This window comes from Rathayibacter sp. PhB127 (assembly GCF_003751665.1).
GTDB lineage: Bacteria > Actinomycetota > Actinomycetes > Actinomycetales > Microbacteriaceae > Rathayibacter > Rathayibacter festucae.
On record NZ_RKHW01000001.1, the window covers coordinates 713,148 to 738,145 of the forward strand.

Below are 24,998 nucleotides of genomic sequence, written 5' to 3' on the forward strand. Positions count from 1 at the left end.
TCCCGCCCGCTCAGTCCTCCGCGCGCTCCAGCAGCCCTCGCAGCGTCTCGAGGTCCGCCGCGACCCGGTCGCAGTCCTCGTCCCACTGCTCGAGCGTCATCCCGTCGTACCGGCGGACGGTGAAGGCGACCTCCGCGCCGTCGCCGTTGGCGAGGATCCGGAGCGGGTTGTCGAAGACCCGGCCGCCCTCGGTGATCACCCGGTGATCCGCCACGCCGTAGGGGTTCCGCGGCGCGAAGACGATCTCGACCCGGCCCATCGGCGAGTCGGCGAACCAGTGGCCGTCCACCTCCTCGACGGAGGCCTGCGCCAGCCCCGCCGCCCAGAGCGACAGGTTCGAGGGATCGACGACGAAGGAGTACACCTCGTCCGCCGGCGCGTCGATCACGACGCCGACCGGGCGCGACTCGTACAGGACCATCTCAGTCTCCCTCCGCGGCGAAGCTCGCCACCAGCAGTGCCGCGAGCGCGGTCCGCTCGAGCATCCCGTCGATGCTCACCGATTCTCCCCGGGCGTGCGCGCCCTCGCCAGGGGCGCCGAGCCCGTCGAGGACGGGGATCCCGAGCGCGGCGATCAGATTGCCGTCGCTGGCGCCGCCCACCGCCGTCTCGGTCAGCGGCAGGTCCATCGTCTTCGCCACCCGCTCGGCCCGGCGGTAGAGCGCGCCGACGGCGGCCGTCCGCTCGAAGACGGGCCGCTGCCACGAACCGCGGACCTCGATCCGGATCCGCGGGTCCGACGCTTCGAGAGCGTTCATCTCGGCCTCCACCCGCGCCGCCTCGGCCGCGCCGCGGATCCGCACCTCGAGCTCGAGCCGCACCTTCGCGGTCGTGACGTTCACCCGGCTGCCGCCCTTGACCACGCCGATGTTGACGGTCGTCCCCGCCTCGGGCCGGGCGATGCCGAGCACGCGCGGGATCAGCGCGCCGAGCTCGTGGATCGCGCTCGCCCCCTTCTCCGGCTCGACGCCCGCGTGCGCCTCGACTCCGACGATGTCCACCACGAAGTTGCCGATGCCCTTGCGCGCGGTCTTCACCGCGGTGCCGATCGCCCCCTCGAAGACGAGCGCCGCCTCCGCCCCGCGGCTCTGGTGCTCGAGGAAGCTGCGCGAGGTGAGGCTGCCGACCTCCTCGTCGCCGTTCATCACCAGCCGCACGGCCGGGTGCGCGAGTCGGGCGTGCCGCAGCGCCAGCACCAGCCAGACCATCTGCACCAGGCCGACCTTCATGTCGTAGCTGCCCGGGCCGCTCAGGCGGTCGCCGTCGATCGCGAACGGCCAGCCGCGGGTCGTGCCGAGCGGCCAGACGGTGTCGTAGTGCCCCACCAGCGCCACGAACGGGCGCGACCCGCGCGGTCCGCGCCCCGGGGCGCTGCCCGGGAACGTCCAGCTCGACGCGCTCGGGCAGTCCTGCTCGCGGAGGTGCTCGAGCTCGCCCGCGTGCCCGAGCCGCTCGCCGACCCAGTGCACCAGGAACGCGTGCAGCTCGTCGAGCGCCTCGAGGGAGTCGCTCGGGCTCTCCATCATCACGAGGTGGCGGACGTCGTCGAGGATGCGCACGCGCTGGTCGCGGAGGAAGGTGCGGACGCGGGCGGCGTCGGCGGCATCGGGGAAGGTCACCGCTCCGGAGTACCAGAGTGCGGCGCCCGGCGCGAACCGGGGCCGCGGGTGAACCGGACGCCGCCCCTCTACGTTGAAGGAGGAGAGGTGGAGATGTCCGAGGATCAGGCCGAGATGCTGCGTGCCCTGCACGACGAGCACTCGGCGGCGCTGTGGCGCTTCGTCCTGCGGCTCACGGGCGACCGCCAGCTGGCGGAGGACGTGGTGCAGGAGGCCCTGCTGCGCGCCTGGAAGCACCCGGAGATCCTGGCCCAGGGCGAGGCCGCGGCCCGCTCCTGGCTCTACACCGTGGCCCGCAACATCGTCATCGACGACCGCCGCAGCGCCCGGCACAACCGCGAGTTCGGGACCGACGAGGTGCCCGAGCGCGCGCACGGCGACCGCACCGACCAGGTACTGGACGCCTGGCTGCTCTCGGAGGCGCTGAGCACCCTCAGCCACGACCACCGCGCGGTGATCGTGCACGCCTACTACGGCGGGCGCACGGTCGGCGAGATCGCCGAGCTGCTGGGCATCGCGCCCGGAACGGTGAAGTCGCGGATGCACTACGGGATGCGGGCGCTGAAGCTCGCCCTCCAGGAGAAAGGCGTGACCGAACCGTGAGCACCGAGCAGCAGAGCGACGACGCCTTCCGCGACGACGCCTTCCGCGACTGGGACGCGGCGTACCTCCTCGGCGCGCTCTCGCCCGCCGACCGCCGCGCCTACGAGCAGCACCTGCGGGGCTGCCCGGGCTGCCGCGAGGCACTGGGCGAGTTCGTCGCGATCCCCGGCCTGCTCGCGCATCTGCCGCAGGAGGAGGGGCTCGCGCTGCTCGAGACGGAGCAGCGCGTCGAGGAGTCCGCCCCGCCCGCCCTGCTCGCGCACCTCGCCCGCGCGACCGACGCGCTCCGCCGCCGCACCCGCTTCCGCATCGCCGGCCTCGTGCTCGCTGCAGCCGGGGTCTCCGCGGCCGCCGCGATCGCCCTCCCGCTCGTGGTCGGCGCCCCGCCCACGGTGGTCGAGAACACGGTGGCGCTCGCCGCGGCCCCCGGCGTCCCGGTCGAGGCGTCGGTCCGCTTCGTTCCGGAGGCGTGGGGCACCCGGATCGACATGGACTGCAGCTGGGAGGAGAGCGGCGCGGCGACCGGGGGCGCGGCGTCCGTCGGCTACGTGATGTACGTGACCGACACGGCCGGCTCCACGGAGCCGATCGGCTCGTGGACGAGCACGCCCGGCTCGACGGTGGAGCCGAGCCTCTCGACCGGTCTGCCACTGGCCGAGATCGCCTCGGTCGAGGTGCGCCTCCAGGGCTCCGAGCAGGTCGTCCTCACCGGCAGCCCCTGACGCGGACCTCACCCCGGCACGGGCAGCCCCTGACGCGGGGTCCGGTGCCGACCCGATCTCCCAGGTGCGGAGCCCCGGGACTGAGTAGCTTCTCAGTCATGACGATCGCGACCCTCGCCCTCGCCCCTGCCACCGTGACGGCGGCCTCCTCCACCGACAGCATCGACGAGCTCTCCGGTCTCGTCGGCGTCGCCGCCCGCGTGATCGCGGCACTCGGCGAGGCCGGTGTCGGTCTGCTGACGCTGATCGAGACGGTCTTCCCGCCGATCCCGAGCGAGCTGGTGCTGCCGCTGGCGGGCTTCCTGGCCCAGCAGGGGCGGATGAACCTGGTGCTCGTCGTGATCACCGCGACCCTCGGCGCCTACCTCGGCGGCCTGATCCTGTACTGGCTCGGCTACCGCATCGGCACCGAGCGCTCGATCCGCCTGCTGTCCAAGCTGCCCCTGGTCGACCGCGAGGACTTCGAGAAGGCCGTCGGCTGGTTCCGCCGCCACGGCACCTGGGCCGTCCTCTTCGGCCGGCTCATCCCCGGAGTCCGGAGTCTGATCTCGCTGCCCGCGGGTGCCGAGCGGATGAACCTGCTGCTGTTCTCCGGTCTGACGATCCTCGGCTCCGGCGTCTGGAACGGCCTGCTGATCGGCCTCGGCGCAGCGCTCGGCACCCAGTACGAGCTGGTCGACCAGTACGCGGGCGTGCTCGACGCGATCATCTACGGCGCGATCGGCGTGGTCGTGCTGCTGCTGGTGGTCCGCAGCATCCGCCGGCATCGCGCCGCCCGCGGCACTGGGGCGCGCCGCCGGCACTGACCGGGGTCGCCGCCGCCGCAGGGTAGCGGGCGCGCGAGCCGAGCGCGACCGCCCCCGTGTCCCGCTCGCCGCGGGGCGGAAGTGCCCTAGCGTTCGAGGGGTCAGCCCCCGACGAGAGGACCCTCATGCCCGAGAACACGGCCGAGAACGCCGCCGCCGCGACTCCGCCTCCCGCCCTCTCCCGCACCGCCGTCGAGCGCAGCTGGATCATCGGCGTCTCGCTGATCGCCATCGCCCTCGGCGTGATCGCGGTGCTGATCCCCGGCCCTACCCTGCTCACCGTCGCGATCGTCTTCGGCATCCACCTGATCGCCGCCGGCGTCTTCCGGCTCCTGCTGGCCTTCACCGCCACGCGCCTGCAGAACCGGGTGCGCTGGCTCGCGGGCCTGCTCGGCGCCCTGATCCTGGTCGCCGGCATCCTCTGCCTGTCCAACCCGTTCGAGTCGCTGAGCATCCTCGGCCTCGTGATCGGCCTGGGCTGGATCCTCGACGGCGTCTCGAGCATCACCAGCGGCCGCACCGTCGCCGGCCCGGTGTGGCTGCCGATCGCCGCGGGCATCGCCTCGGTGATCGCGGGCCTGCTCACCGTCATCATGCCGGTGCTGGCGCTGTCCGCCTTCGTCACCGTCGCGGCGATCCTGCTGATCGTCGTCGGCGTCTCCGGCCTCCTGCTGCTGCCGGGCCGCACGAAGACCGCGCCCGAGACCGCCGAAGCGCGCTAGACGTTCCAGAGGCCGAGGAGCTGCACCGGGATCGCGTAGGCGAACCAGGACAGCGGCGCGAGGATCCAGTTCGCGAGGATCCGCCGCCGGCCGTCCGCGTGCGCGAGCACCACGGCGACCTCGGAGCGGGCGATCCGCGGGGAGTAGAGCAGGGGCGCGTTCGCGACGATCGACAGCAGCGCGCCGATGATGACCGGCCCGCCGGCGAGGACGAGGAGACCCGGCTCGGTCTGCAGCGCGAACGCCGTGGCGACGATCAGCCAGATCGCGAGCAGGGTCGCAGCGGTGGCCCGGGTCGCCCGCTGGGCGAGGCTGCGGCCGGAGGCGATCACCGCGTCGAGCGGCTCGGCCCGGTCCGCCCGCACGGCTCGCACCGCGCGGAGGCGGAGCACTAAGGCGACGATCAGCGCGAGCACGGCGTAGGGCAGTCCCGCCCGCGTCAGCGCCATCGGCAGCCACGGAGTGCTCAGGGCGAGGGTGCTCCCGAAGAGGCCGCCGAGCACCAGCATCCCGACCGGGACGACGACCACCAGGCTGAGCGGGAAGCGCGGGGGCCCGTCGTGTACCGGAGCGGTCGCGGCTCCGGACCTGTCGCCGTCCGCACTGTCCGGGATTCTCGACTCGCCGTCCTCGAGGTTCCCGTCGTCCCTGATCCCCGTGCTCCCGGCCCCCATGCCGTCGACCCTAGCCCGGCCCTCGATCCGCTGCGGGTCCATGGCAGCATGGCGCTGTGACCGCCGCCGACCCCGCCGCCGAGCCCGGCTCCGCCTTCGAGCCCGACCTCGTCCCCGAGCTCCTCGTCGCGGACCTCGAGCGCAGCCTCGCCTTCTGGTGCGGCCCCTGCGGCTTCGCGGTCCGCTACGCGCGGCCGGAGGAGGGCTTCGCGTACCTCGTCCGCGGCGGCGCCCACGTCATGCTCGACCGGATCGGCAGCACCCGCGACTGGATCACCGCGCCGCTGGAGCGCCCGCTCGGCCGCGGCGCGAACCTCCAGATCCGCGTCGACGACGCCGACGCCGTCGCGGCGGCCCTCGACGCGGCAGGAGTGCTCCTGTTCACCCCTGCCGAGACCCGCTGGTACCGCGCGGGGGAGGAGGAGGCGGGCGTCCGCCAGGTCCTCGTCACCGATCCCGACGGCTACCTCCTGCGCTTCCAATCCTCGCTCGGGCGACGCCGCGCGACGTGAGCCGAACGGCGCGCGCCATCATGCCAGCGGAGGACGCCGGAGACGGCCGTCGCCTGGTTCCATCGGTTCCATGTCCACTCCGTCCACCGGCACCCTCGCGCTGCCGGCCACCGACCCGGCCGCCGTCGCGCCTCCCGCTCCCGCCGCCCTCTCCGACGTCGACGAGGTCCTCCGCCCGGCCGATCTCGTCACCGCGCTGACCGGCGTCGCCCTCGGCTTCTTCGCCCTCTTCGTCCACGGCCTCACCCAGTGGTCGTACGTCGGGCCCACCGTCGAGCGGGCGGGCGTGCTCGGCTGGCTCGCGCCGGCGCTGGTCGGGCTGATCTGCGTCCTCACGGCCGTGACGTCGGTGGCGGTCCGCGCCGCCCGCCGCACGAGCCGCCGCGGGCCGTCCGCGCCGACCGGAGCCGCTTCGTGACCGCCGCGCCCGCCGTCCCGTCCACCGCGAGCACCGCCGTCGCCCTCGCGCAGGAGCTGCTCCGGCGCACCGGCTGCGCCCGCCCGGGACTGCCGTGGGTCCGTGAGAGCGCAGCGGGATCGGCGGTCGACCTGGCGGTCCTCGAGCGCGGCGCGCACCTGCTCGACCTCTCCGAGGAGGCGGTCGCCCGGATCGCGCTGTCGCTCGCCACCGGCCGCCCGGTCGACCTGCGCGCGGCGTTCGGCCACCTGACCCGCGACCACGCCGAGGCCGTCATGATCGCCGTGGCCGTCGCCGGCGGGCACGACCGCGTCGAGAGCCGCGTCGTCGTCGCGGACGGCGAGCGCCGGGTCGAGAGCGTGCCCCCGCTCGGCGTCTGGCCCGATCGCGGAGCGCGATCCGGCGACGAGGGGCTCGCCCGCACCGCGGCCTGACCGACCCGCACGACCCCCAGACGCGGGTGACGCCTCGGTCGTCCGGCCGATCCGCGTCGCTACGGCCTTTCGCAGATCCCCGGCTTAGGGTGTCCGTGTGCAACGTGTCGACGATTTCCCAGGAGCCGGACCGGTGGCGACCTCCCCCGAGTCCGGTGACCCGCGCGAGGCGTCCGCCCTCCAGCTCCCCTCCAACGCCACCACGCCCGTCCAGGTGACGAGCGGCGAGGCCGGCTACCAGGGCGGCAACGCGGCCGACCCGGTCTGGCAGTCCTGGCGGGAGGAGCTCGCCAAGGTCGGCGGCCCCTCGCCGCTCCTGCACTTCGTCGACTCCCCGCGCACCCGCATCGAGCTGTCCACCACGCACCCGGGCGGGCTGCCCCCGTTCATCTCGGGCAAGACGACCCTGCTCTCCTCCCTCATCCGCGACGAGCTGGCGCTGCGCACCGCGAAGAACGCCGCCGCCGCCATCACCGACAAGGGGATCGAGCTGCGCTCGGTCCGCGGCATCGAGGGCGTGCACCTCGCGATCGGCCTCGCCCAGTGGCGCGCCGGCGAGACGGAGTTCACCGCCCCGGTCCTGCTGCGCCCGCTCGCGATCCGCCGCTACGGCCGCGACTTCGAGCTCAAGCTCAAGGGCCAGCCCTACTTCAACCCGCAGCTCGCCCGCGCGCTGAAGCAGCAGTTCGGCATCACGATCGACCCCGAGCAGTTCGTCGAGCTCGCGGTGCAGAGCGGCGTCTTCAAGCCGCAGCCGGTCATCGACCAGCTGCGCGGACTCACCTCGCACCTGCCCTGGTTCGCCGTGCACCCGCGCCTGGTGGTGTCGAGCTTCGCCGACGTCGCCGGCGACATGCTCCGCGACGCCCGGATGCTCGAGCACCCCGTCCTGGACGCGGTCGCCGGCAACCCGGCCGCCAAGCGCGCGCTGCAGCAGTCGCAGAAGGTGGCGTCGATCATCCCGCAGGACGAGCGTCCGCCGGCGACCGACAACCTCCTCCTCGACGCCGACGCCGAGCAGGAGCAGGTCATCGCGAACATCGCGGCCGGCAACTCGCTCGTCGTGAAGACCCTCCCCGGCACCGGCGGCACCCAGACGATCGTCAACGCGATCGGCGCGCTCGCCGCGCAGCACAAGCGCGTCCTCGTCGTCGGTGCCCGCCGCTCGAGCCTCGACAGCATCCACCAGCGGCTGCTGTCCGCCGGCCTCGGCGGCATCGCCGTCAGCCCGCGCACGCTCCGCCGCGACCTGATCCAGTCGATCGGCCGCAACGAGAAGGCCGCACGCCCCTCCGTCAGCGAGATCGACGACGCCCTGCTGCGCCTGCGCAAGGTGCTGCTCGACTACCGCGGCGCCCTCTCGCGCCGCGACCCCAGCTTCGGCGTCTCCGCGCTGCAGGCCCTCGAGGAGCTGGCGCGCCTCTCGCAGCTGCGCACGCCCCCGTCGACCGCCGCCCGCCTCGACCGCCGCGCCGTCACCGCCCTCGCGCACAGCCGCCCCGAGGCGACCCGGATGCTGATCGAGTCGGCCCGCCTCGGCGAGTTCCGCTACGGACCGGGCGACTCGCCCTGGTACGGCGCGCAGTTCGACTCGACGGCCGACGCGGAGGCCGCGCACGAGCTGGCCAAGCGCCTGCACCTGCGCGACCTGCCGCGCCTGCTCGACCGCGCGCAGGACGTCATCGCGCAGACGCGCATGCGCCCGTTCGAGTCGGTCGCCGAGCTCGGCATCTACCTGCGCCTGCTGCAGGACGTCCGGGAGACGCTCGACAAGTTCCAGCCGGCCGTCTTCGACCGCTCGATCCAGGACCTCATCGTCGCCACCTCGCCGCGCCGCGAGGCCGCCGAGATGTCCTCGACCAACCGCCGCCGCCTGAAGAAGCTCGCCCGCGAGTACATGCGGCCCGGCGCGCACGTCACCGACCTCAACGCGTCGCTGCGCCGCGTGCAGCAGCAGCGCACGCTCTGGCAGCGCTACGCCGTCGCGGGCACCGTCCCCGAGGTGCCGGTCGGCGTCGCCGACGTGCAGGTCGCGTTCCAGCAGGTGTCCGACCAGCTCGGCCGGCTCGACGAGCCGCTCGGCCGGCGCGGGAGCAGCACGCCGCTCGCGTCGCTCCCGCTCGCCGAGCTCGTCTCGATGGTCTCCGGCCTCGCCGAGGACAGCGAGGTGCTCGCCAACCTGCAGGAGCGCACGACGCTGCTCTCGACGCTGCGCGAGTGGGGCCTGGACCCGCTGCTGACCGACCTGTCTCGCCGTCACGTGCCGGCCGAGCTGGTCGCGATCGAGCTCGACCTCGCCTGGTGGCGCTCGGCGCTCGAGATCATGCTGACCGACGAGCGCGCATTGCTCGGCGGCAACACCAGCGTCCTGGACCGGCTCGAGGCGGACTTCAAGCTCGTGGACGAGGCGCACGCCGCCTCCAGCGCCGAGCTGCTGGCCTGGAAGCTCTCGGAGACCTGGAAGATCGGGCTCGTCGACTGGCAGCTCGAGCGCGACGCCCTGCGCGCGCTGCTGCGCTCCGAGGCGTCGACCACGCCGCAGGAGCTGCAGAAGGCCGCGCCGCACCTCTCCCGCGTGCTCGCTCCGGCCTGGCTCGCCTCGCCCTACGAGGTGCACCGCATCGGCACCGAGACCACGTTCGACGCGGTCTTCCTCGTCGACGCCGGCGCCACGACCCTCGCCGAGAACGTCGGAGCGATCCGCCGCGCCAAGCAGGTCGTCGCGTTCGGCGACCCGGTGACGCAGACGCCGACGCCGTTCTCGCTGCGCGTCGACGAGACCGTCGAGTTCGGCAGTGCCGCCTCGCGCACCGACGTCGAGGCCCTGCACGCGCAGTCGGCGCTGGCCCGCCTGGGCGAGCTGCTGAACACCGTCACGCTCACCCGCAGCTACCGCGCGGGCGGCGAGGACCTCGCCGAGCTGGTGAACCGACGCTTCTACGGCGGCCGGATCGACTCGCTGCCGTGGGCCGGCTCGTTCCTCGGGCACGACTCGCTCCGCTTCCACTACATCGCCAGCGGACACGGCATGCCGGAGAACGACTCCGGAGCGGTCGAGTCCGTCGACGCCGAGGTCGCGAAGGTGGTCGAGCTGGTGCTCGAGCACGCGGTCATCCGCCCGCGCGAGTCGCTGATGGTGATCACCGCGAGCCCGCGGCACGCCGTCCGGGTGCAGCAGGCCGTGCTCACCGCGTTCGCGAAGCGCGCGGACCTCAACGACTTCATCCTCGGTGACCGGCCCGAGCCGTTCGCCGTGGTGACGCTCGAGCAGTCGGTGGCGCAGAGCCGCGACCGGGTGATCTTCTCGATCGGCTACGGCCGCACCCCGCACGGCCGCCTGCTCTCCAACTTCGGTGCGCTGGCCGAGCCGGGCGGAGAGCGCCTGCTCGCCGTCGGCATGACCCGCGCCCGCCGCTCGATGGACATCGTCTCCTGCTTCCGCCCCGGGGACATCGACGAGTCGCGGATGCGCTACGGCATGGTCGCGCTCGCCCAGGTGCTCCAGGAGGCGGAGGACCGCGTCCAGCCGAGCGACCGCGACGACTACTCCGAGCCGATGCTGGTCGACCTGGCCGCGCGCCTCGAGCGCCGCGGACTGCGCGTCAACATCGGCCACAAGGGCAAGCTCGCACTGGTCGCGGCGCACGGCACCCGCGCCGTCGTCGTCGAGACCGACCGCGACGTCAGCACGCAGAGCCTCCGGGTCTCGCTGCGGCTGCGCCCGGAGCTGCTGCGCCGCCTCGGCTGGCACTACCTCCGCGTGCACAACTTCGAGCTGTTCGCCGACCCCGAGGCCGTGGCCGCGCGGGTCGCCGGGCTGATCGGCGCCCCGCAGGATGAGACGTCGACCGGTCCGATCGAGGTGCCGGTGGGTGCTGGCGCGCCGATCGTCGAGGACGCCGCTCCGGCGTCGAACGAGACGCAGCCGATCACGCCCCTGCCCGCCGACTGAGCGTGCCCGAGGACTCCCGGGCCGCCGCGCCCGCCGGCGCCGACCGACCGCTCCGGCGCTCGCGTGGCGGCCGGCGGGCGACCCTGCCCGCGAAGCCGGGCACCGATCCGTCCCCGCACGACGCCGTCGTCCCCGACCCCGAGGCCGCGCCCGTTCGCCCCGACACGGGCCCGAACGACGCCCGCCTCCGCCAGGACGTCCCCCCGCACTACTGACCCCCTCCGCGAGATGCCACTTGTGCACGCTTTTCACGGCGTGTCGCGCGCACAAGTGGCATCTCGCGGGCCGCGGACGACGGCGGCCCACCGTGCCGGAGCACGATGGGCCGTCGTCGTCGCGGTAGCGGGTCAGCCGCAGGTGCGGGCCGCGTAGGGGGCCTTGACCGTCGAGGTGACGGTCTTGCCACCGACGGAGGCGGTCGCCGTCACCGTCGCCTCGCCGGCCGCGAGCTGGGCGGCCCGGACGGTGAAGGCGGCGGAGGCGTTCGAGCCCGCCTTGACGCCGGCGAAGGACTTCGTCCCCGCCGTCGAGGTGATCGTGACGTCCATCGGGACGGTGTCGCCGTTGGTCGCGACGACCGTCAGCACCACCTTGCCGGCGACGCAGCGGGTGGTCGCCGCGGCCGTCAGCTTCAGCGAGGACTGCACGGTGACCGTGGCGGTCACCGGCATCCGCGAGTCGTCCTGCGCCACTCCCCGCACTGTGAAGGTGCCGGCGGCGGCGTAGGAGGCGGGGGCGACGGCGTCCCAGGTGACGGCGACGGTGCGCTTCGCGCCGTCGGCCGTCGTGAGCTCCGCGCTGGGCAGCACCGGGGCGACGCCGGCCGCGGTCGAGACCGCGATCGTAGCGACCGAGGTGACGGCGATCGCCGGGGCGTACGCCTCGAGCATCCGCTGGTACTCGGCGCGGGTCACCGGGATGACCGTGCCGTGGCGGGGCTTGCCGCCGTCGGAGTTCTGCGGCAGGTTCTCCCGCAGCTTCGCTCCGAGGGGCTGCCAGGCGTCGGCGGCCAGGTCGTCGGTGCCGAACGGGATGTAGTGGTTCGGTCCCGCGTGGTAGTCCGGCTGGTCGATGAAGAGGAACCAGTCCAGGCCGTTCACGTCGCCCTCGTTCGCGGGGAAGACGTTCGGGCCCTCACCGCTGGTGAAGGTGCCGTTCGGCTCGCCGTTGGGCAGGCCGGAGGCGACGCGCTCCTTGACCAGCGTCCATTCGTCCGCCGGTCCGGAGGTGCCGGGCAGTGAGCCGCTGACCGTGGCGAGCAGATCGGTGCTCTTCTCCTCGCGCAGCGTCATCGACGCCTCGTCCTTGGTGAAGCGGTAGTAGGTGTCGCCGTCCTTCGCGATGGTCGAGTCGATCGTGCCGCGGCCGGTGCCGCGCTGGACGTCGATCCACGGCTTCGCCTCCGAGAAGGTGACGAAGTCGTCGGTGGTCGCGTACATCATCTGGTTGTAGGTGACGGCGGTGCGGTCGGCCGCGTTCGTCGTCGGGTACATGTTCGAGGCCCAGAAGACGACGTAGGTGTCGAGCTCGTCGTCCCAGTACGCCTCGGGGGCCCAGGTGTTGCCGGCGAAGTCGGTCGAGACCTTCACGTGGCGCTGCGCCGACCAGTTCACCAGGTCGGTCGACTCCCAGACCTCGATGTACTTCGAGCCCGACTTCTGCGCGGTGTCGAAGCCGCCGGCCAGGCCGTCGATCTTCAGGTCCGTCGCGAGCATGAAGAACTTGTCGCCCTCGTGCGAGCGGATCACGAACGGGTCGCGCAGGCCCTTGGTGCCCTGGTCGGAGGTGAAGACGGGCTGCCCGCCGTTCAGCGTGTTCCAGTCGAGGGCGTCGTTCCCCTTCGAGGCGGCGAGGCTGACGCGCTCGGCGCCCGCGCCCTCCCCGGTGAAGAAGGCCCAGACGTAGGCCTCGGTGTCGTCCGTGCCGGTGGGCAGCGGCTGGAGGCGGAGGGTGAAGTCGCGGGTGCGCGTCACCGATCCGCTGGTGGCGGTCGCGCGGACCATCACATCGACGGCCGGGCTGCCCGCGGCGGGGCGCTCGACGACGATGGTGCGGCTGTCGGCGGTGCTGCCGTCGCGGATCGTCGCGGCGGTCGAGCCGACGACGCTCCAGGCGATGGCCGAGCCGAGGCCGCCGCGGGACGGCACCGAGATGTTGGTGCGGACGTCGCCGGCCTGGGCGACGGTCACGGCGTCGAGGTCGCGCTGGACCTTGTCGGCGTCGGCGAGCTGCGCGGTGACGAGCACCGGGTAGTCGACGGTGCGCGTGTCGCTGCCGGAGGTGAAGGTGGCGGTGAGCGTCACGGCGGCGTCGGGGGAGCCGGCGGCCGGTCGCGTGACGACGGCGCTGCTTCCGGAGACGGCGATGGCCGCGCTGCTCGAGCGCCAGGTCACGGCGACGCCGGCGCTGCTGGTGGGCAGCGCGAAGTCGGCGGTCGCGGTCGTCGGGATGCTGACGGAGGCGACGGCGCGGTCGATCGCCTGCGACGAGTACAGCGCGGTGACGGCGTCGGCGGTGAGCGCGCTGTCGTAGACCGCGAAGTCGTCGACGAGGCCGTTCCAGCCGGCGTCGTTGTAGGTCGAGCGGCCGAGGTAGCCGACCAGCGAGGTTCCGAAGGACGAGACGTTGCGCGCGATCGGGTTCTGTCCGATCCGGGTGCCGTTGACGTAGACGGAGAGCGTCCCGTTCGTGCCGTCGATGACCGTCGTGTACAGCGAGTAGCCGGAGGGGGCGCGCAGTCCGGTCGTGGCGGCGTTGGTCGAGCCGGGGCCGACCTCGGTGCTCCACGGGGCGCCGGCGTTCGTCGCGTTCGTGACGACCGACTTGACGAAGCCCGCCGGATTCGTCGGGTTGAGCAGGTAGTAGCCGGAGGAGAAGGACGCGCCGGCCGCGACCGGGGCGCCGAGGAAGGCGGCCGCGGTGTTCGCGGGTCCGGTCCGGTTCGACAGCCAGGTGGAGACGGTGAGGTCCTTCTTGCCGACCAGGCCCGCCGTCGGGATGTCGACGTAGGGGGCCGCGGCGGCCGAGCCGCCCGGCAGGCTCAGCGCGCCCGCGGCGACCGTGGCGCCGCTGCCGCGCAGCGTGCCGTTGTAGCCGTTGCCGCTCGTGTCGGCGACGGTCGTACCGGTCGGCGCGGTGTCGAAGCTGTAGTGGAGCAGCGGCTGGGCCGTCGCTCCGGAGGCGGAGACCGGGAGGGCGGCTCCGAGCAGCGCAGTGGCTGCGATCGTCGTGGTCGCCAGAGCGGTCCGCAACGTCGATCGTGTTCGTCTCATGCAGGATTCCTCGTCGTCGAGAGGGCGACGAGGCCGCTGGCCCTCGAGAGTGAGGGTGCCGGTGCTCCGTCGCACGGGTGGTGAGGAACCACACACTAAAGGCTCGCGTGGGCGACACGCGAGCAGTTTGTTACCGTTAACAAGAATTGACACGGCGGAGGCGTCGGGAGTGCGCTCCGCGGACACCACCGGACGCGGTGAGGGGGCGGCGACCTCGAGATCGCCGCACCCTCCGCCGTCAACACTGGTCAGTCGACGTGCTTGCCGGAGTTCGCGGTGGTCGCGGTGCCGCCGTTGGCGAGCAGGTCGCGGATGTCGGCGAGGAGCTCGAGCTCGGTGGGCGCCTTGTCCTCGGCGGCCGGGGCGTCGTCCATCTTCTTCTTGAACGCGGCGTTCTTGAGGTGGTTGATCGGCAGGACGAACGCGAAGTAGAGCACGAACGCGACGATCACGAACTGGATCAGGGCGGAGAGGACGCTGCCCCAGGCGATGACCGACGCCTCCTGGCCGTTGCCCTCGGGGCGGATCGTCCAGACGAGCGTCTCGAGCGAAGAGGCGTCGAAGATCACGCCGATGATCGGGTTGAAGATCCCGGTGACTATGGCGTTGACGATGGTGGTGAACGCGGCGCCGATGACCACGGCGACAGCCAGGTCGATGACGTTGCCGCGGAGGATGAACTCTTTGAAGCCGTTGATCATGATCTGTTCCGTTTCTTCGGGCGGGCGGAGTGAGGTGCGCGGAGGCGGGGTCGCTCCCGGGGGAGCGGCGGCCCTAGGAGGACGAGGAGGAGCCCGACCCGGAGGACGAGGGCTTGGAGGAGGAGGAGCCCGAGGAGCCGGAGCCGGAGCCCGAGGACGAGGACGAGGAGCCGGAGCCGGAGCCGGAGGATCCCGACCCCGAGGAGCCCGACGACGAGCCGGAGCCGCCCGAGGACGATCCGCCGGAGCCCGAGCCGGTCGAGGCGGGAGTGGACGACCCGCCGCCCGACTCGCCCTTCGACTCCTTCGAGCCGGAGCCGGACCCGGACCCCGAAGCGCGCGAGTCGGTCCGGTAGAAGCCCGACCCGTTGAAGGTCACGCCGACCGCGCTGAAGACCTTGCGCAGCGCGCCCTGGCAGCTCGGGCACTCCGTGAGGGTGTCGTCGGTGAATTTCTGCTGGATGTCGAAGGCGTTGCCGCACTGGGTGCAGCGGTAGGAGTAGGTGGGCACTGGTGCTCCTGAGGCGGGTGGCGGCGGGGGAGTGGGGGAATGAGGGGAGCGGGTCAGCGCGGGATGTCGACGATGCCCGAGGGGGTGACGACGCCGTCGACCGCCTGGTCGTGCACCTCGCTGGGCACGTGCTCGACGAACTCGCTGTCGAAGACCACGGCGTAGACCGGCGGGCACTTCTCCATCGAGCCGAGCGTCTTGTCGAAGTAGCCGCGGCCCCAGCCCATCCGCATGCCCGAGCGGTCGACGGTGGCGGCGGGGACGATGATCAGGTCGACGTCGTTGATCGCGATCGGGCCGAGCAGCTGACCGACCGGCTCCGGCATGCCGAAGAGGCCCTGGGTCTCGGTGTGGCCGTCGCCGACTGCCCAGTCGAGCAGGCCGTCCTGGCGGGAGATGGGGAAGAGGACCCGGATCCCGCGACTCTCGGCCCAGCCGAGGAACGGGCGGGTGCTCGGCTCGTCCGGCGCCGAGAGGTAGCAGGCGATCGACCGTGCGCCGACCCGGGTCGCCAGCTCCTCGAGGTGCTCGGTGAGGTGCAGGGTGGCCTGCTCGCGGGCGGTCGCGGTCTGCGTGCGTCGGCGCTCACGGAGCTCGGCGCGCAGCGCCCGCTTCTCGTGGGTGATGTCGGCTGGCATGCGGCCCAGTCTAGATCCGGGGTGTCGGACGGCTTTCGCGGCCGGAACGGCGATCCTGAAGAGGGACGGATGACGATCGCGAGGAGTGCAGCATCGCGATCGTGAGGAGTCCTGCGGTGGCTCTGTCCACGAGCGGGGTACACGGCGGTCAAGCCCCTCTCCGGGCCGAAACGTGCCCGACCACGGCCGCCGCTAGTATGGCGCCCCATGGGCACTCGAATCCGCAAAGCCGTCATCCCCGCCGCCGGTCTCGGCACCCGCTTCCTGCCGGCGACCAAGGCCATCCCCAAGGAGATGCTGCCCGTCGTCGACAAGCCGGCGATCCAGTACGTGGTCGAGGAGGCCGCGGACGCCGGACTCCAGGACGTCCTCGTCATCATCGGGCGCAACAAGAACGCGCTCGCCAACCACTTCGACTCGGTCCCCGAGCTCGAGCAGAACCTCGCCAAGAAGCTGGACGACGCCAAGCTGGCGCACGTGCAGTACGCGAGCGACCTCGCCGACGTGCACTTCGTCCGCCAGGGTGAGCCGAAGGGCCTCGGCCACGCCGTCTCGCGCGCGCAGCGCCACGTCGGCGACGAGCCGTTCGCCGTCCTCCTCGGCGACGACCTGATCGACGCGCGCGACCCGCTCCTCACCCGCATGATCGACGTGGCGGAGCAGCGCGACACCACGGTCGTCGCCCTCCTCGAGGTCGACCCCGACCAGATCCACCTCTACGGCTGCGCCGCGGTCGAGGCCACCGACGAGGACGACGTGGTGCGCATCACCGGTCTGGTCGAGAAGCCCTCCAAGGAGGACGCGCCCTCGAACCTGGCGATCATCGGCCGCTACGTCCTCAAGCCCGACGTCTTCGGCGTGCTCGAGCACACCGCGCCCGGCAAGGGCGGCGAGATCCAGCTGACCGACGCCCTCGAGCGCATGGCGCAGGACCCGGCCGAGTTCGGCGGCGTCTACGGCGTCGTCTTCCGCGGCCGTCGCTACGACACCGGCGACAAGCTCGACTACATCAAGGCGATCGTGCAGCTCGCCTCCGACCGCGAGGACCTCGGCGTCGACCTCAAGCCCTGGCTGAAGGACTTCGTCGCGGGCCTCTGACCGAGGATCCCGCGGGGCGGGCGCTGCGCTTCGAGCGGCACGCTTCGCGGCCCTCCGCATGCTGATCGAGTAGCCCGCCTCGCGGGCGTCCTCGCCATGCTGATCGAGTAGCCCGCGCAGCGGGCGAATCGAGATCCACCGTCGCGGCAGTCGAGCCTGCAGACCGGCCCTTCTGGCGGACGCGGGTCTCGATACGCCCCTTCCGGGGCTACTCGACCAGCATGCGGGCGGCGGGCCCCCGCTGCTCCGGCCCCTGCCGCGTCCCGGCGCTCCGGTCCACCCCCTTCGACCGTCGCGACCGCGCAGTAGGGTCAGCACATGCCGCTGCCGATACCGACGCTCACCGAGGGTCGTGTCACCATCCGCCCGATCCGGGTCCGGGACGCCCGCCCCCTCGAGCGCGAGCTGATCGCGAACCGCGCCTGGCTGCGGCAGTGGGAGGCGTCCGACCCCCGCGGCGGTGCCGCCTTCGACGTCCGGGCCAGCATCCGCTCGCTGCAGCAGAACGCGCGTGCCGGCGGCGGCGTGCCGTTCCTGATCGACTGGGACGGCGAGCTGGCCGGCCAGCTCAACATCTCCAACATCGGCTACGGCTCCCTCTCCTCCGGCTCGATCGGCTACTGGGTCTCCGAGCGCTACGCCGGCCGCGGCATCACCCCCGTCTCGGTGGCGCTGGCCACCGACCACGCCTTCTTCGACCTCGGCCTGCACCGGATCGAGATCTGCATCCGCCCCGAGAACCGGCCGAGCCTGCGCGTGGTCGAGAAGCTCGGCTTCCGCTACGAGGGCCTGCGCCGCCGCTTCATCCACATCAACGGCGACTGGCGCGACCACTTCTGCTTCGCGCTGGTGGCGGAGGAGGTGCCGCGCGGTGTCCTGCGCCGCTACCTCGAGGGCCAGGTGCCGTCCGACGTCGGCGTGCCGACCGACGCCGACCAGCGCGCCTCCCGCCGATCGGGCCTCTCCGGGCCGCCCGACGGCGCCGGTGTCCCCCCGACGGGGAGCCGATTAATCCGCGATCCGCACGGACACACCTACCCGTAATGACGGACGGGAGCGCCCCGTGCTCCTAGCGTTGGTCGCATGAGTAGCGACTGGCTGGGCGGGGGCGTCGTCTGGGCGCTCGCCGCCGTTCTGTGGGTCGCCTATCTCATCCCCGCGTGGATGCGCCGGCGGTCGTTCTACGCGACCGAGCGCAACGCGGTGAGGCTCCAGCAGACCCTGCGGATCCTCGCCGAGACCGCCGAGGTGCCCGAGCACGTGCGTGCGGAGGCGACGGCCCGCGAGGTCGCGCTGCAGCAGCGCACCCTCCGGGCGACCGAGACCAAACAACGAGCCGAAGAGAAGGCACAGGCGATGGAGCTGGCACAGGCGGAGAAGGCGGCGCGCGAAGCGCTGCGGCGGGCGGCCGCGAGCACGCGGCAGAGCACGCGGACGGCTCCCGGCGCGATGCGCTGGCGCCAGGGCGCGGCGCTGACGGTGCTGATCGGCCTCGTCGTCGCCCTCGTCGGGCTGGTCATGCTGCCCTTCGGCGGTGCGGGCGTCGTACCGCTGGTCGGCGTGCTGCTGCTGGCCGCGGGTCTGGGCACCCTGATCCTGCTCGCTCCGGGCCGGCAGCGCAGCGCCGCGCCCGCCGCGGTCTCGACCAGCACCGCCGAGGTGGCCCGCCGCCGCGCCGAGGTCTTCGAGGCCGAGCTCGCCGAGGAGGCCGCCGCCCCCGAGGAGGAGGCCGCCGCCGCCGAGGAGACCCGCTGGACGCCGCAGCCCCTGCCGAAGCCCCTCTACCTCTCCCGCGGAACCGTCGCGGCCAGCGCGATGGCCTCGATCGACGCGGTGGAGCGCCTCCGCGCCGCCGCCGCCGACGCCGAGATCGCGCAGCGCGCCGCCGCGTCGGCCCCTGAGGTCGCGCCGATCCGCTCCCCGCGCGCGACCGGCCCGGTCCCCGTCCCCGAGGCGCCCCGCCCGTCCTCGCGCTTCGCCTCGATGGGCGTCGTCGAGGGCGTCGACGCGATCGACCTCGACCAGGCCCTGCAGCGCCGCCGCGGAGCCTGACCGGTCCTCCGCCCCTCGGCCACGTGCTAGTGTGGACGAGTTGTTCGGGCCGGTGACGGCTCGGAAGGCACGGGTCCGTGGCGCAGTTGGTAGCGCGCTTCGTTCGCAATGAAGAGGTCAGGGGTTCGAATCCCCTCGGATCCACCACCACACGGAAGGCCCGCTCGAGAGAGCGGGCCTTCCGTCGTTTCGGGGACGGGATCGCTCGGGTGGGCGTCCTGCTGCGTCGGGCCGGCTCCGGTTGCCGGACCGAGGGCGCCGGCGTAGTCCGTGTTCTCACGCCCGCCGTCACTGCGTCTCACGCCATCTGCCTGCCGAGTGGACCAGACGCGTATGGTGCTCTCAGAACACCATCCGACAAATGGCACCGACGGTGCTGGAGAGAAGGCAGAAACATGATTCGACGCAGGACGACGGCGATGGTCGTGGGCGCCCTCGTGGCAGGAGGCATCCTCGCGGGCGGCGCGGTCAGCGCCTCCGCCGTGACGGAGCGTCCCTCCGAGGGCGGGGTCTGGGATCACGGAACCCGCTCCGGTGGCATCTACGGAAGCGGCGGGCAGGTCTACTCCGAGTACCAGCACAGTGGAAAGAGCCACAAGGCGACGGCCTGCGGTCACGGCGGCTGCGCGTACAGCGGTTGGCAGCCGTCCTCGACGCTCGCCGTAGCGCACTGGTCGCCCCTGCGAGCTTCGGGCAACACGGCGTACTACGACGTCCTCGAGTAGGTCGTCCACCCCTCATGTCGAAGACGACACGACTTGTCATAGGAGGCGCAGTGCTGGTGCTCGGCCTGACCGGATGCGCGGCCGACGGACCGTCAGCCAACGGGACTGCTCCCGCCCGGGACGCCCCCGCTTTCACCGGCCCGTGGGCCTCGGAGTTCGCCGCCTCCTACGAACGGGCGACAGACGACTTCACCCGGTCCGTCATCGAGGACGGCTCCGTATCGGAGGAGGAGCGCGCGGAGATGATCGACCGCTTCACCAGGTGCGTCGCGGATCTCGGCTACGGCATCGACGAGTACGCGCTCGACGGGTCGTTCCACCTGACGTTCGCTCCGGATACGGACGCCGACGCCGCCAACGAAGATGTGAAGGGCTGCTCCCGGAGCTCGGGCGAGACCGAGATCGGCGCCCTCTACAGCTGGACCCATCGCAACCCGGATCGAGCTGACGAGACCACGCTGATCGTGGAGTGCCTCGCCCGCTCCGGCGTCGTGCCCTCCTCGTACTCGAAGGGCGACTACGCGGACGACACGTCGCGCGATGACTTCCCCTTCGTCGACGAGGCCGCGGGGCGGCTGGCGCTGCAGGGGTGCCGAATCGATCCCCTGGGAGTCGGCTCGTGAGCCGTCTGCTCACAGTCGGGGACCGGCCACTGCTCGCGATCCGTTCGTTCTTCGAGCATGGGTGACAGAGGCGGACCCGGCCTCGTCGTCCTCGCGGCCGTCGTCCTCGCCGGCGCCGGCGTCGCGATCGCTCTGACCGCGACGGCGACGCCGGAGGTGCCGCCGTCGGTCGCGTTCCCGACCTCCGCTCCTGCGGAGTTCGAGCCGACGGCCCAGTCGACGGTCGATGCGCGGGCCGTGAAGATCGCGGTCGAGCAGGGCGCACGAGAGCAGCTGCAGGTGCGGCGCTCCGGCACGATCACGGCGCTGGACTGCGCACCCGGGACCGCCATCGACTCCTGGGGCAGCGTGCTCGCGGTCGACGGCTCGCGGCTCCTCAGCATCGCCACTGTGACGCCGCTCTACCGGGACCTCCGCGTCGGCGACACCGGAGACGACGTGCTCGCGCTCCAGAACGAACTCCGCCGCTTGGGTCACGCAGTCCGGGCGGACGGCGTCCTCGGGCAGACGTCCGTGAAGCTCATCGACACGCGGCTGCGCGAGCTGGGCGCGGCGACGGAGCCGGACGTCATCGCGATAGAGAGCCTCGTCTGGCTGCCATCCCCGACGGCCCAAGCGGCGGGATGCTCCGTCGAGCTCGGCACCACGGTGGAGTCCGGTGCGGCGATCGCCGAGCTGGAGTCGCCGGTGACGGCGGCAGCGGTCGATCCCGTTCCCTCGGATCTCCTGCCCGGCGAGCGCATCGCGCTCATCGCCGAGCATCGATTGGCCGTGGACGATCTCGGGGCGATCCGGTCCGAGGAGGACCTCCGCCTGCTGCGGTCGTCGGCGGAGTTCGAACAGGCGGTTCGGGCCGTCGGCTCCGGCGCGGGCGGAGGTGCGAGCACCGTAGGTGGCACCGCTTCGGTCGTGCTCGACGCGACCCTCGAACTGGCGGAGCCGATCGAGACCTGGGCCGTCCCTCCGGCCGCGATCTACGCCCTCGAGGGGCGCCACGGCTGCGTGCTGGCCGGAGGTGAGGCGGTCGCCGTCGAGGTCGTGGCGTCCGAGCTCGGGAAGTCCTTCGTCCGCTTCGCCTCGCCCGAGCCACCCGCGCGGATCAGCACGGCCCCGGAGAGGACGGGAGGATGCTGAACAGTCGGGATCGGCAGTCCGCTGAGACACTCGACTCCAGCGCGGTCTTCGTCGAGCTGGTGGCGGTGAGTCATTCGTTCGACGCCCGCGCACCGCTCTTCGCTCCGGTGAGCCGACTCCTCCTGCCGGCGCGGACCTATGCACTGACCGGTCCTTCCGGCTCGGGGAAGTCGACGCTGCTCGGGATCCTGGCGGGATCACTCGCGCCCTCGCTCGGAACCGTCCGGACCTGCGGCGTCGCGCGGACGGGCCGGGTGCTGCAGAACCCGCACGGCACGGCGAGGCGCTCGGCACTCGACCATGTCGTCCTCCCTTTCCTGGCGAGGGGCGAGCGACGGTGGTCGGCCCAGGTCCACGCCGAGGCCCTGCTCAGCACCTTCGGTCTGGAGGAGCGCGCCGCGACGCCGTTCGCGCGGCTCTCCGGCGGGGAGGCGCAGCGGCTCATGCTCGCGCGGGCGGTCGCCTCCGCTCCCGACCTGCTGCTCGTCGACGAGCCGACCGCGCAGCTCGACTCGAGGAGTGCGGAGACCGTCATCGAGGTGCTCGGCCACGTCTCGAGCGGCGGGAGCATCGTCGTCGTGGCGACGCACGATCCGCGTGCTGCGGCCGCCTGCGAGACGGCCATCGAGCTGGCGCCCTAGTGCGGCTCTCGTCCGTCCTCACCGAGGCGCTCCGCAGCACGGCCGCCCGCACGAGCAGGCCGATCCTCGCGCTGGTGTCGTTCGTCGTCGTCATCGGAGCGCTCTGCCTCTACGACGCGATGACGGTGAGGTCGATCGTGACCGAGTTCCGAGCGTTCCACTCCGCCGGAGCGACGATCAGCACGGTGGCGTCGACGCGAGGCATTTCCGGCAGGGCCTGCGAGAGACTCGCCGGAGTGGCGGGGGCCGAAGCGGCGGGCGCGATGTCGGACGGCGGAGGGGTCGTCTTCGAGGCGCTGCCGTCCACGACGGTCCCCAGCCGACACGTGACGCCGCACTTCGTCGACCTCCTGCCGCACCGGGTCGATCCCGCGATCGCCGGTCTCCTCCTCTCCCGGGAGGTCGCGGTCGCCCTCGGCAGCGACGTCGGCCAGACGGTGGCGACGACGGCGGGTCCCGTCGCGGTCGCGGGGATCTTCGACTACCCCGACGACGGCCGCCTGCCCGGACTCGGCTGGTCGGTCCTCGTCGTCGTTCCGGCGGACGGGATGTTCGACGCCTGCTGGCTCGATGTCCCCTTCGTCCAGTCACCCACGGCGTCGTTCCTCCTCACCGCAGTCGCTCCGAGTCCGGTCGAGAAGCCGTCCGTCAGCCGGCTGAACTCCCGACTGGGCGAGCCCTACGACGTCGGCGAGGCGGTCCGCGCCAGGCCTTCCCTTCTCGCGGTGCCGAGTGCGGCAGTGTTCGGAGTCGTGCTCGGAACGGTACTCGTCCGCCTCCGTCGCCTCGAGCTGGCCTCGGCGCTCCACGTCGGCGTCCGTCGATCGGCGCTGCTGGTGCAGCTCCTGACCGAGAACGCGCTCTGGCTGGCCGCTGCCTGGGCTGTGATTCCGGCCGGTGTGCTCGTTCTCGCTCTGCCCGAGAGCCCCGGCGACCGGGCGGCCCTGCTGCACGGCTGCCTCCGCCTGCTCGTCCTGGCCTCGGCGGCGACGGCCGCGGGCTGCGCGGCGGGGACGCTCCTCGTGCGGGAGAAGCACCTGTTCCGCTACGCGGCGGAGCGCTGACGGCAACGACGAAGTGTCCGGCGGAACCAGGGTCGGTACGGATTCCACCGGGGCCGAGCAGAGCGGCTGATCCGGTCAGCTCTCCAGGACCGTGGGGCGCGGGCGACGACGTGCGAGTCCCCGCCGAGTCGAGACGACTGCGATGGCGATGACGACGACGAGCAGACCGAGAGGATGCGGCTCGAAGACGAGAGCGGGCAGGCCGTTCTCGGTCGATGACCAGACCGTGATCACTCCTGGCAGGTGGATGTCGCTGCTCGTGAGGAACGCCGAACCGAGCACGAGGATGATTCCGAGGACGACGAGGACGGCGCCGACCACCGCCCCCTGAACCAGGTGCCGAATGATCCGCCACACGGTGTTCACCGGAATCCGCACGTCCATCCCGGACCCTTCTCTCGTCTGACGAGGAACACGAGTGATTCCTCTCGGTGCTGGTCGAATCGCCCACATTCGGTGACAGGCTCCTCCCCTCCGCGGAGAGAGCTGGTCGTCCGAGCACCGTCGTGGCACCGCTGCGCACTCGATCTCCCGAGAAACCGTAGTCGGAAGCGTGAAGGCCGGTGCGTGCGTTCGTGAACTGGCGCGCTGCGTGGAACGTCGGCCGACCCGCTCGCGTCGTCGTGTCGGAACGGCGGACGGGTGGACCCACGCTCAGCGGGCCGCCGCGTCCGGGTCGCGCCAGTTCTCGACGGTCTGCAGGATCCAGAAGGCGGTGAAGAGGGCGAGGGCGATCGCCTCGACGATCAGCAGCCACTGCTCGCCGAGGAGCGCCGAGGCCCGGCCGGTCAGCAGGAGGACGATCGCGGCGGCGTCGACCGCCGCCAGGAGGACGGCGAGCGCGGAGTAGGCGAGCGAGTAGGCGCGGAGCGAGCCCGGTCCGCGGACGCCCTGCGAGCGCACCGCGTGGGCGTGGATCCCGGCGACGGCGGCGATCAGCAGGAAGAACAGCGCGGCGGCGGCGTAGTGGCCGAGGTCGGCGAAGGCCGGGGTGGTCGAGAACACGGCGAGGCCGGCGAGAAGCACGGCGGCACCGCCGGCGCGCAGCCAGGCGCCGCGGTCGAGCGCGCGGTCGACGGCGAGGAAGGCGAGCGAGGCGACCAGGGCCGCCGCGGCGACGACGAGGTAGGCGAGCATCCCGACGGCGATCGCGTCCTCCGTGCCGGGGGCGATGCAGCGCGAGACACCCGCGGGGCAGCCGGTGCCCGTCAGCAGCTGCAGCTCGTCGGAGGGGATCGGTGCGGGCACCAGGGCGATGACGGGAGCCGTGAAGCCGGCGATCACGAGCAGCGTGCGGCGGACGCTGCGCCCGGCGAGGACCACGAGGCCGACCGCGACGGCGAACAGCGAGCCGACGAAGATCGAGCGCACGGGGGTGTAGTGCGCGGCACTGATCGAGCGCAGCGGGCCGAGCGTGGCGAGGTGCCACGTCACTCCGACGCCGAGGAACAGCACGGCGGCCACGAGCGACACCCGCACGTAGCGGTAGGTCCGCAGCGACGAGACGGCGCCGTCGGCCCGCAGTGCGTCGGGGGAGTGCACGGGGCTAGTCCGCGCGCAGGCCCGAGGAGGCGAGGGCGAAGTCGACGTCGATGCGGATCGCGACGCGGAGCGGGTTCTCGCGGGGCGTCCGGTAGCGCTGCGAGTACAGCTCGACGGCGTGCGCGACGGCCTCGGGGTCCTCCTCGATCGAGGCCGGGCCGCCCAGGCTCAGCCAGCGGATGCCGTCGACCTGGCTGACGGTCGCGGTGCCGCCGCGGCGGACGTTGAGCACCTTCTGGCTCTCGCGCGAGGTGATCACGCGGACGACGCCGTCCTCGTAGGTGAAGCCGACGGCGACGACGTGCAGGCGTCCCTGCTGCCACGGGGTCGACAGGGTGGCCAGGTGCCGCTGGGTCACGAACTCGAGGCCGTCCGCGCTGAGGATGCTCATCCCGCGAGCGTAGCCGGGCGGGCTGACCCCTTCCGCGAGATGCCACTTGTGCACGCGACACGCCGCGAAAGGCGTGCGCAAGTGGCATCTCGCGAGAGCCCGCCTGGTGTCGGGATCTGCCAGGTGCGTAAGCTGGGTATTGCC

Annotated in this window: 27 protein-coding genes and 1 tRNA gene; 18 read left to right on the forward strand and 10 right to left on the reverse strand. The window is 72.6% G+C overall.

The annotated features are described in order from the left end of the window. Positions 1 to 10 precede the first annotated feature (10 nt). Together EDF22_RS03605 and EDF22_RS03610 are read right to left on the reverse strand one after the other, a co-directional pair. The gene (locus EDF22_RS03605) at positions 11 to 421 is read right to left on the reverse strand and encodes an SRPBCC family protein (RefSeq protein ID WP_123445222.1); all 411 of its coding nucleotides are present in this window, start codon (positions 419 to 421) and stop codon (positions 11 to 13) included. Position 422: 1 nt separating this feature from the next. Further along, complete coding sequence (locus EDF22_RS03610) at positions 423 to 1,619, reverse strand: M20/M25/M40 family metallo-hydrolase (protein ID WP_221180884.1); 1,197 nt, start codon at positions 1,617 to 1,619, stop codon at positions 423 to 425. Positions 1,620 to 1,712: 93 nt separating this feature from the next. Here EDF22_RS03610 and EDF22_RS03615 point away from each other — a divergent pair, with 93 nt between their 5' ends. The 4 genes from EDF22_RS03615 to EDF22_RS03630 all read left to right on the forward strand — a co-directional run bounded on the left by EDF22_RS03615 (position 1,713) and on the right by EDF22_RS03630 (position 4,472). Then, positions 1,713 to 2,222 (forward strand): sigma-70 family RNA polymerase sigma factor, encoded by a 510-nt coding sequence (locus EDF22_RS03615; protein ID WP_123702456.1) that lies wholly within the window; start codon positions 1,713 to 1,715, stop codon positions 2,220 to 2,222. Further along, the gene (locus tag EDF22_RS03620; RefSeq protein WP_123702458.1) at positions 2,219 to 2,944 is read left to right on the forward strand and encodes an anti-sigma factor; all 726 of its coding nucleotides are present in this window, start codon (positions 2,219 to 2,221) and stop codon (positions 2,942 to 2,944) included. Before EDF22_RS03615 ends, EDF22_RS03620 begins: the two co-directional genes overlap by 4 nt. Before the next feature lie 98 nt (positions 2,945 to 3,042). Then, positions 3,043 to 3,750: a DedA family protein gene (locus tag EDF22_RS03625; RefSeq protein WP_123702460.1), complete on the forward strand. Its 708-nt coding sequence runs from the start codon at positions 3,043 to 3,045 to the stop codon at positions 3,748 to 3,750. Between the two features lie 125 nt (positions 3,751 to 3,875). Beyond that, positions 3,876 to 4,472 carry an HdeD family acid-resistance protein gene (locus EDF22_RS03630; RefSeq protein WP_123702462.1) on the forward strand — a complete coding sequence of 199 codons (597 nt, stop codon included), beginning with the start codon at positions 3,876 to 3,878 and terminating at the stop codon, positions 4,470 to 4,472. On the opposite strand, the gene EDF22_RS03635 is transcribed toward EDF22_RS03630, so the two are convergent. Beyond that, a complete protein-coding gene (locus EDF22_RS03635) occupies positions 4,469 to 5,146 on the reverse strand; it encodes a hypothetical protein (RefSeq protein ID WP_123702464.1) in 678 nt (225 codons plus the stop codon). The two genes, EDF22_RS03630 and EDF22_RS03635, sit on opposite strands and share 4 nt — an antisense overlap. 56 nt (positions 5,147 to 5,202) lie before the next feature. Between EDF22_RS03635 and EDF22_RS03640 the strand changes: the two genes are divergently transcribed. From EDF22_RS03640 to EDF22_RS03660, 5 genes are all read left to right on the forward strand, one after another. Continuing rightward, a complete protein-coding gene (locus EDF22_RS03640) occupies positions 5,203 to 5,658 on the forward strand; it encodes a VOC family protein (protein WP_123702466.1) in 456 nt (151 codons plus the stop codon). Positions 5,659 to 5,728: 70 nt separating this feature from the next. After that, the gene (locus EDF22_RS03645) at positions 5,729 to 6,076 is read left to right on the forward strand and encodes a hypothetical protein (protein ID WP_123702468.1); all 348 of its coding nucleotides are present in this window, start codon (positions 5,729 to 5,731) and stop codon (positions 6,074 to 6,076) included. After that, positions 6,073 to 6,510 carry a hypothetical protein gene (locus tag EDF22_RS03650; RefSeq protein WP_123702470.1) on the forward strand — a complete coding sequence of 146 codons (438 nt, stop codon included), beginning with the start codon at positions 6,073 to 6,075 and terminating at the stop codon, positions 6,508 to 6,510. The genes EDF22_RS03645 and EDF22_RS03650 overlap by 4 nt, the downstream gene beginning before the upstream one ends. 133 nt (positions 6,511 to 6,643) lie before the next feature. After that, on the forward strand, positions 6,644 to 10,462 hold the full coding sequence (locus EDF22_RS03655; RefSeq protein ID WP_372487843.1) for an ATP-binding protein: 3,819 nt from the start codon (positions 6,644 to 6,646) through the stop codon (positions 10,460 to 10,462). 2 nt (positions 10,463 to 10,464) lie between these two features. After that, positions 10,465 to 10,677: a hypothetical protein gene (locus EDF22_RS03660; RefSeq protein WP_123702472.1), complete on the forward strand. Its 213-nt coding sequence runs from the start codon at positions 10,465 to 10,467 to the stop codon at positions 10,675 to 10,677. Positions 10,678 to 10,809: 132 nt separating this feature from the next. Here the strand turns inward: EDF22_RS03660 and EDF22_RS03665 are convergent, their stop codons facing one another. From EDF22_RS03665 to EDF22_RS03680, 4 genes are all read right to left on the reverse strand, one after another. Then, the gene (locus EDF22_RS03665) at positions 10,810 to 13,734 is read right to left on the reverse strand and encodes an immunoglobulin-like domain-containing protein (protein WP_123702474.1); all 2,925 of its coding nucleotides are present in this window, start codon (positions 13,732 to 13,734) and stop codon (positions 10,810 to 10,812) included. Positions 13,735 to 13,982: 248 nt separating this feature from the next. Next, positions 13,983 to 14,435 (reverse strand): large conductance mechanosensitive channel protein MscL, encoded by a 453-nt coding sequence (mscL, locus tag EDF22_RS03670; protein ID WP_185020085.1) that lies wholly within the window; start codon positions 14,433 to 14,435, stop codon positions 13,983 to 13,985. Between the two features lie 73 nt (positions 14,436 to 14,508). Then, the gene (locus EDF22_RS03675; RefSeq protein WP_123702476.1) at positions 14,509 to 14,946 is read right to left on the reverse strand and encodes an FmdB family zinc ribbon protein; all 438 of its coding nucleotides are present in this window, start codon (positions 14,944 to 14,946) and stop codon (positions 14,509 to 14,511) included. Positions 14,947 to 14,999: 53 nt separating this feature from the next. Next, complete coding sequence (locus EDF22_RS03680) at positions 15,000 to 15,584, reverse strand: 5-formyltetrahydrofolate cyclo-ligase (protein ID WP_123445234.1); 585 nt, start codon at positions 15,582 to 15,584, stop codon at positions 15,000 to 15,002. A gap of 207 nt (positions 15,585 to 15,791) precedes the next feature. Here EDF22_RS03680 and galU point away from each other — a divergent pair, with 207 nt between their 5' ends. The 9 genes from galU to EDF22_RS03725 all read left to right on the forward strand — a co-directional run bounded on the left by galU (position 15,792) and on the right by EDF22_RS03725 (position 22,921). Further along, the gene (galU, locus tag EDF22_RS03685) at positions 15,792 to 16,682 is read left to right on the forward strand and encodes a UTP--glucose-1-phosphate uridylyltransferase GalU (RefSeq protein WP_123702478.1); all 891 of its coding nucleotides are present in this window, start codon (positions 15,792 to 15,794) and stop codon (positions 16,680 to 16,682) included. A gap of 318 nt (positions 16,683 to 17,000) precedes the next feature. Continuing rightward, entirely contained in the window at positions 17,001 to 17,726 is a 726-nt protein-coding gene (locus EDF22_RS03690; protein WP_123445236.1) for a GNAT family N-acetyltransferase, read from the forward strand. 39 nt (positions 17,727 to 17,765) lie between these two features. Further along, positions 17,766 to 18,734 (forward strand): hypothetical protein, encoded by a 969-nt coding sequence (locus EDF22_RS03695; protein WP_123702480.1) that lies wholly within the window; start codon positions 17,766 to 17,768, stop codon positions 18,732 to 18,734. Positions 18,735 to 18,805: 71 nt separating this feature from the next. After that, positions 18,806 to 18,881 (forward strand) — tRNA-Ala (locus EDF22_RS03700). 248 nt (positions 18,882 to 19,129) lie between these two features. Next, entirely contained in the window at positions 19,130 to 19,459 is a 330-nt protein-coding gene (locus EDF22_RS03705) for a lactococcin 972 family bacteriocin (protein WP_123445238.1), read from the forward strand. A gap of 50 nt (positions 19,460 to 19,509) precedes the next feature. Beyond that, positions 19,510 to 20,082, forward strand: a complete 573-nt coding sequence (locus EDF22_RS03710) for a hypothetical protein (protein ID WP_123702482.1) — start codon at positions 19,510 to 19,512, stop codon at positions 20,080 to 20,082. Between the two features lie 57 nt (positions 20,083 to 20,139). Next, the gene (locus EDF22_RS03715; protein ID WP_123702484.1) at positions 20,140 to 21,216 is read left to right on the forward strand and encodes a peptidoglycan-binding protein; all 1,077 of its coding nucleotides are present in this window, start codon (positions 20,140 to 20,142) and stop codon (positions 21,214 to 21,216) included. Further along, entirely contained in the window at positions 21,210 to 21,857 is a 648-nt protein-coding gene (locus EDF22_RS03720) for an ATP-binding cassette domain-containing protein (RefSeq protein ID WP_123702486.1), read from the forward strand. The genes EDF22_RS03715 and EDF22_RS03720 overlap by 7 nt, the downstream gene beginning before the upstream one ends. Further along, on the forward strand, positions 21,857 to 22,921 hold the full coding sequence (locus EDF22_RS03725; protein ID WP_123702488.1) for a hypothetical protein: 1,065 nt from the start codon (positions 21,857 to 21,859) through the stop codon (positions 22,919 to 22,921). Before EDF22_RS03720 ends, EDF22_RS03725 begins: the two co-directional genes overlap by 1 nt. 75 nt (positions 22,922 to 22,996) lie before the next feature. Here the strand turns inward: EDF22_RS03725 and EDF22_RS03730 are convergent, their stop codons facing one another. The 3 genes from EDF22_RS03730 to EDF22_RS03740 all read right to left on the reverse strand — a co-directional run bounded on the left by EDF22_RS03730 (position 22,997) and on the right by EDF22_RS03740 (position 24,854). Beyond that, positions 22,997 to 23,305 (reverse strand): hypothetical protein, encoded by a 309-nt coding sequence (locus EDF22_RS03730; protein WP_123702490.1) that lies wholly within the window; start codon positions 23,303 to 23,305, stop codon positions 22,997 to 22,999. Positions 23,306 to 23,575: 270 nt separating this feature from the next. After that, on the reverse strand, positions 23,576 to 24,463 hold the full coding sequence (locus tag EDF22_RS03735) for a hypothetical protein (RefSeq protein WP_123702492.1): 888 nt from the start codon (positions 24,461 to 24,463) through the stop codon (positions 23,576 to 23,578). Positions 24,464 to 24,467: 4 nt separating this feature from the next. Continuing rightward, the gene (locus EDF22_RS03740) at positions 24,468 to 24,854 is read right to left on the reverse strand and encodes a pyridoxamine 5'-phosphate oxidase family protein (protein WP_123702493.1); all 387 of its coding nucleotides are present in this window, start codon (positions 24,852 to 24,854) and stop codon (positions 24,468 to 24,470) included. Positions 24,855 to 24,998 lie beyond the last annotated feature (144 nt).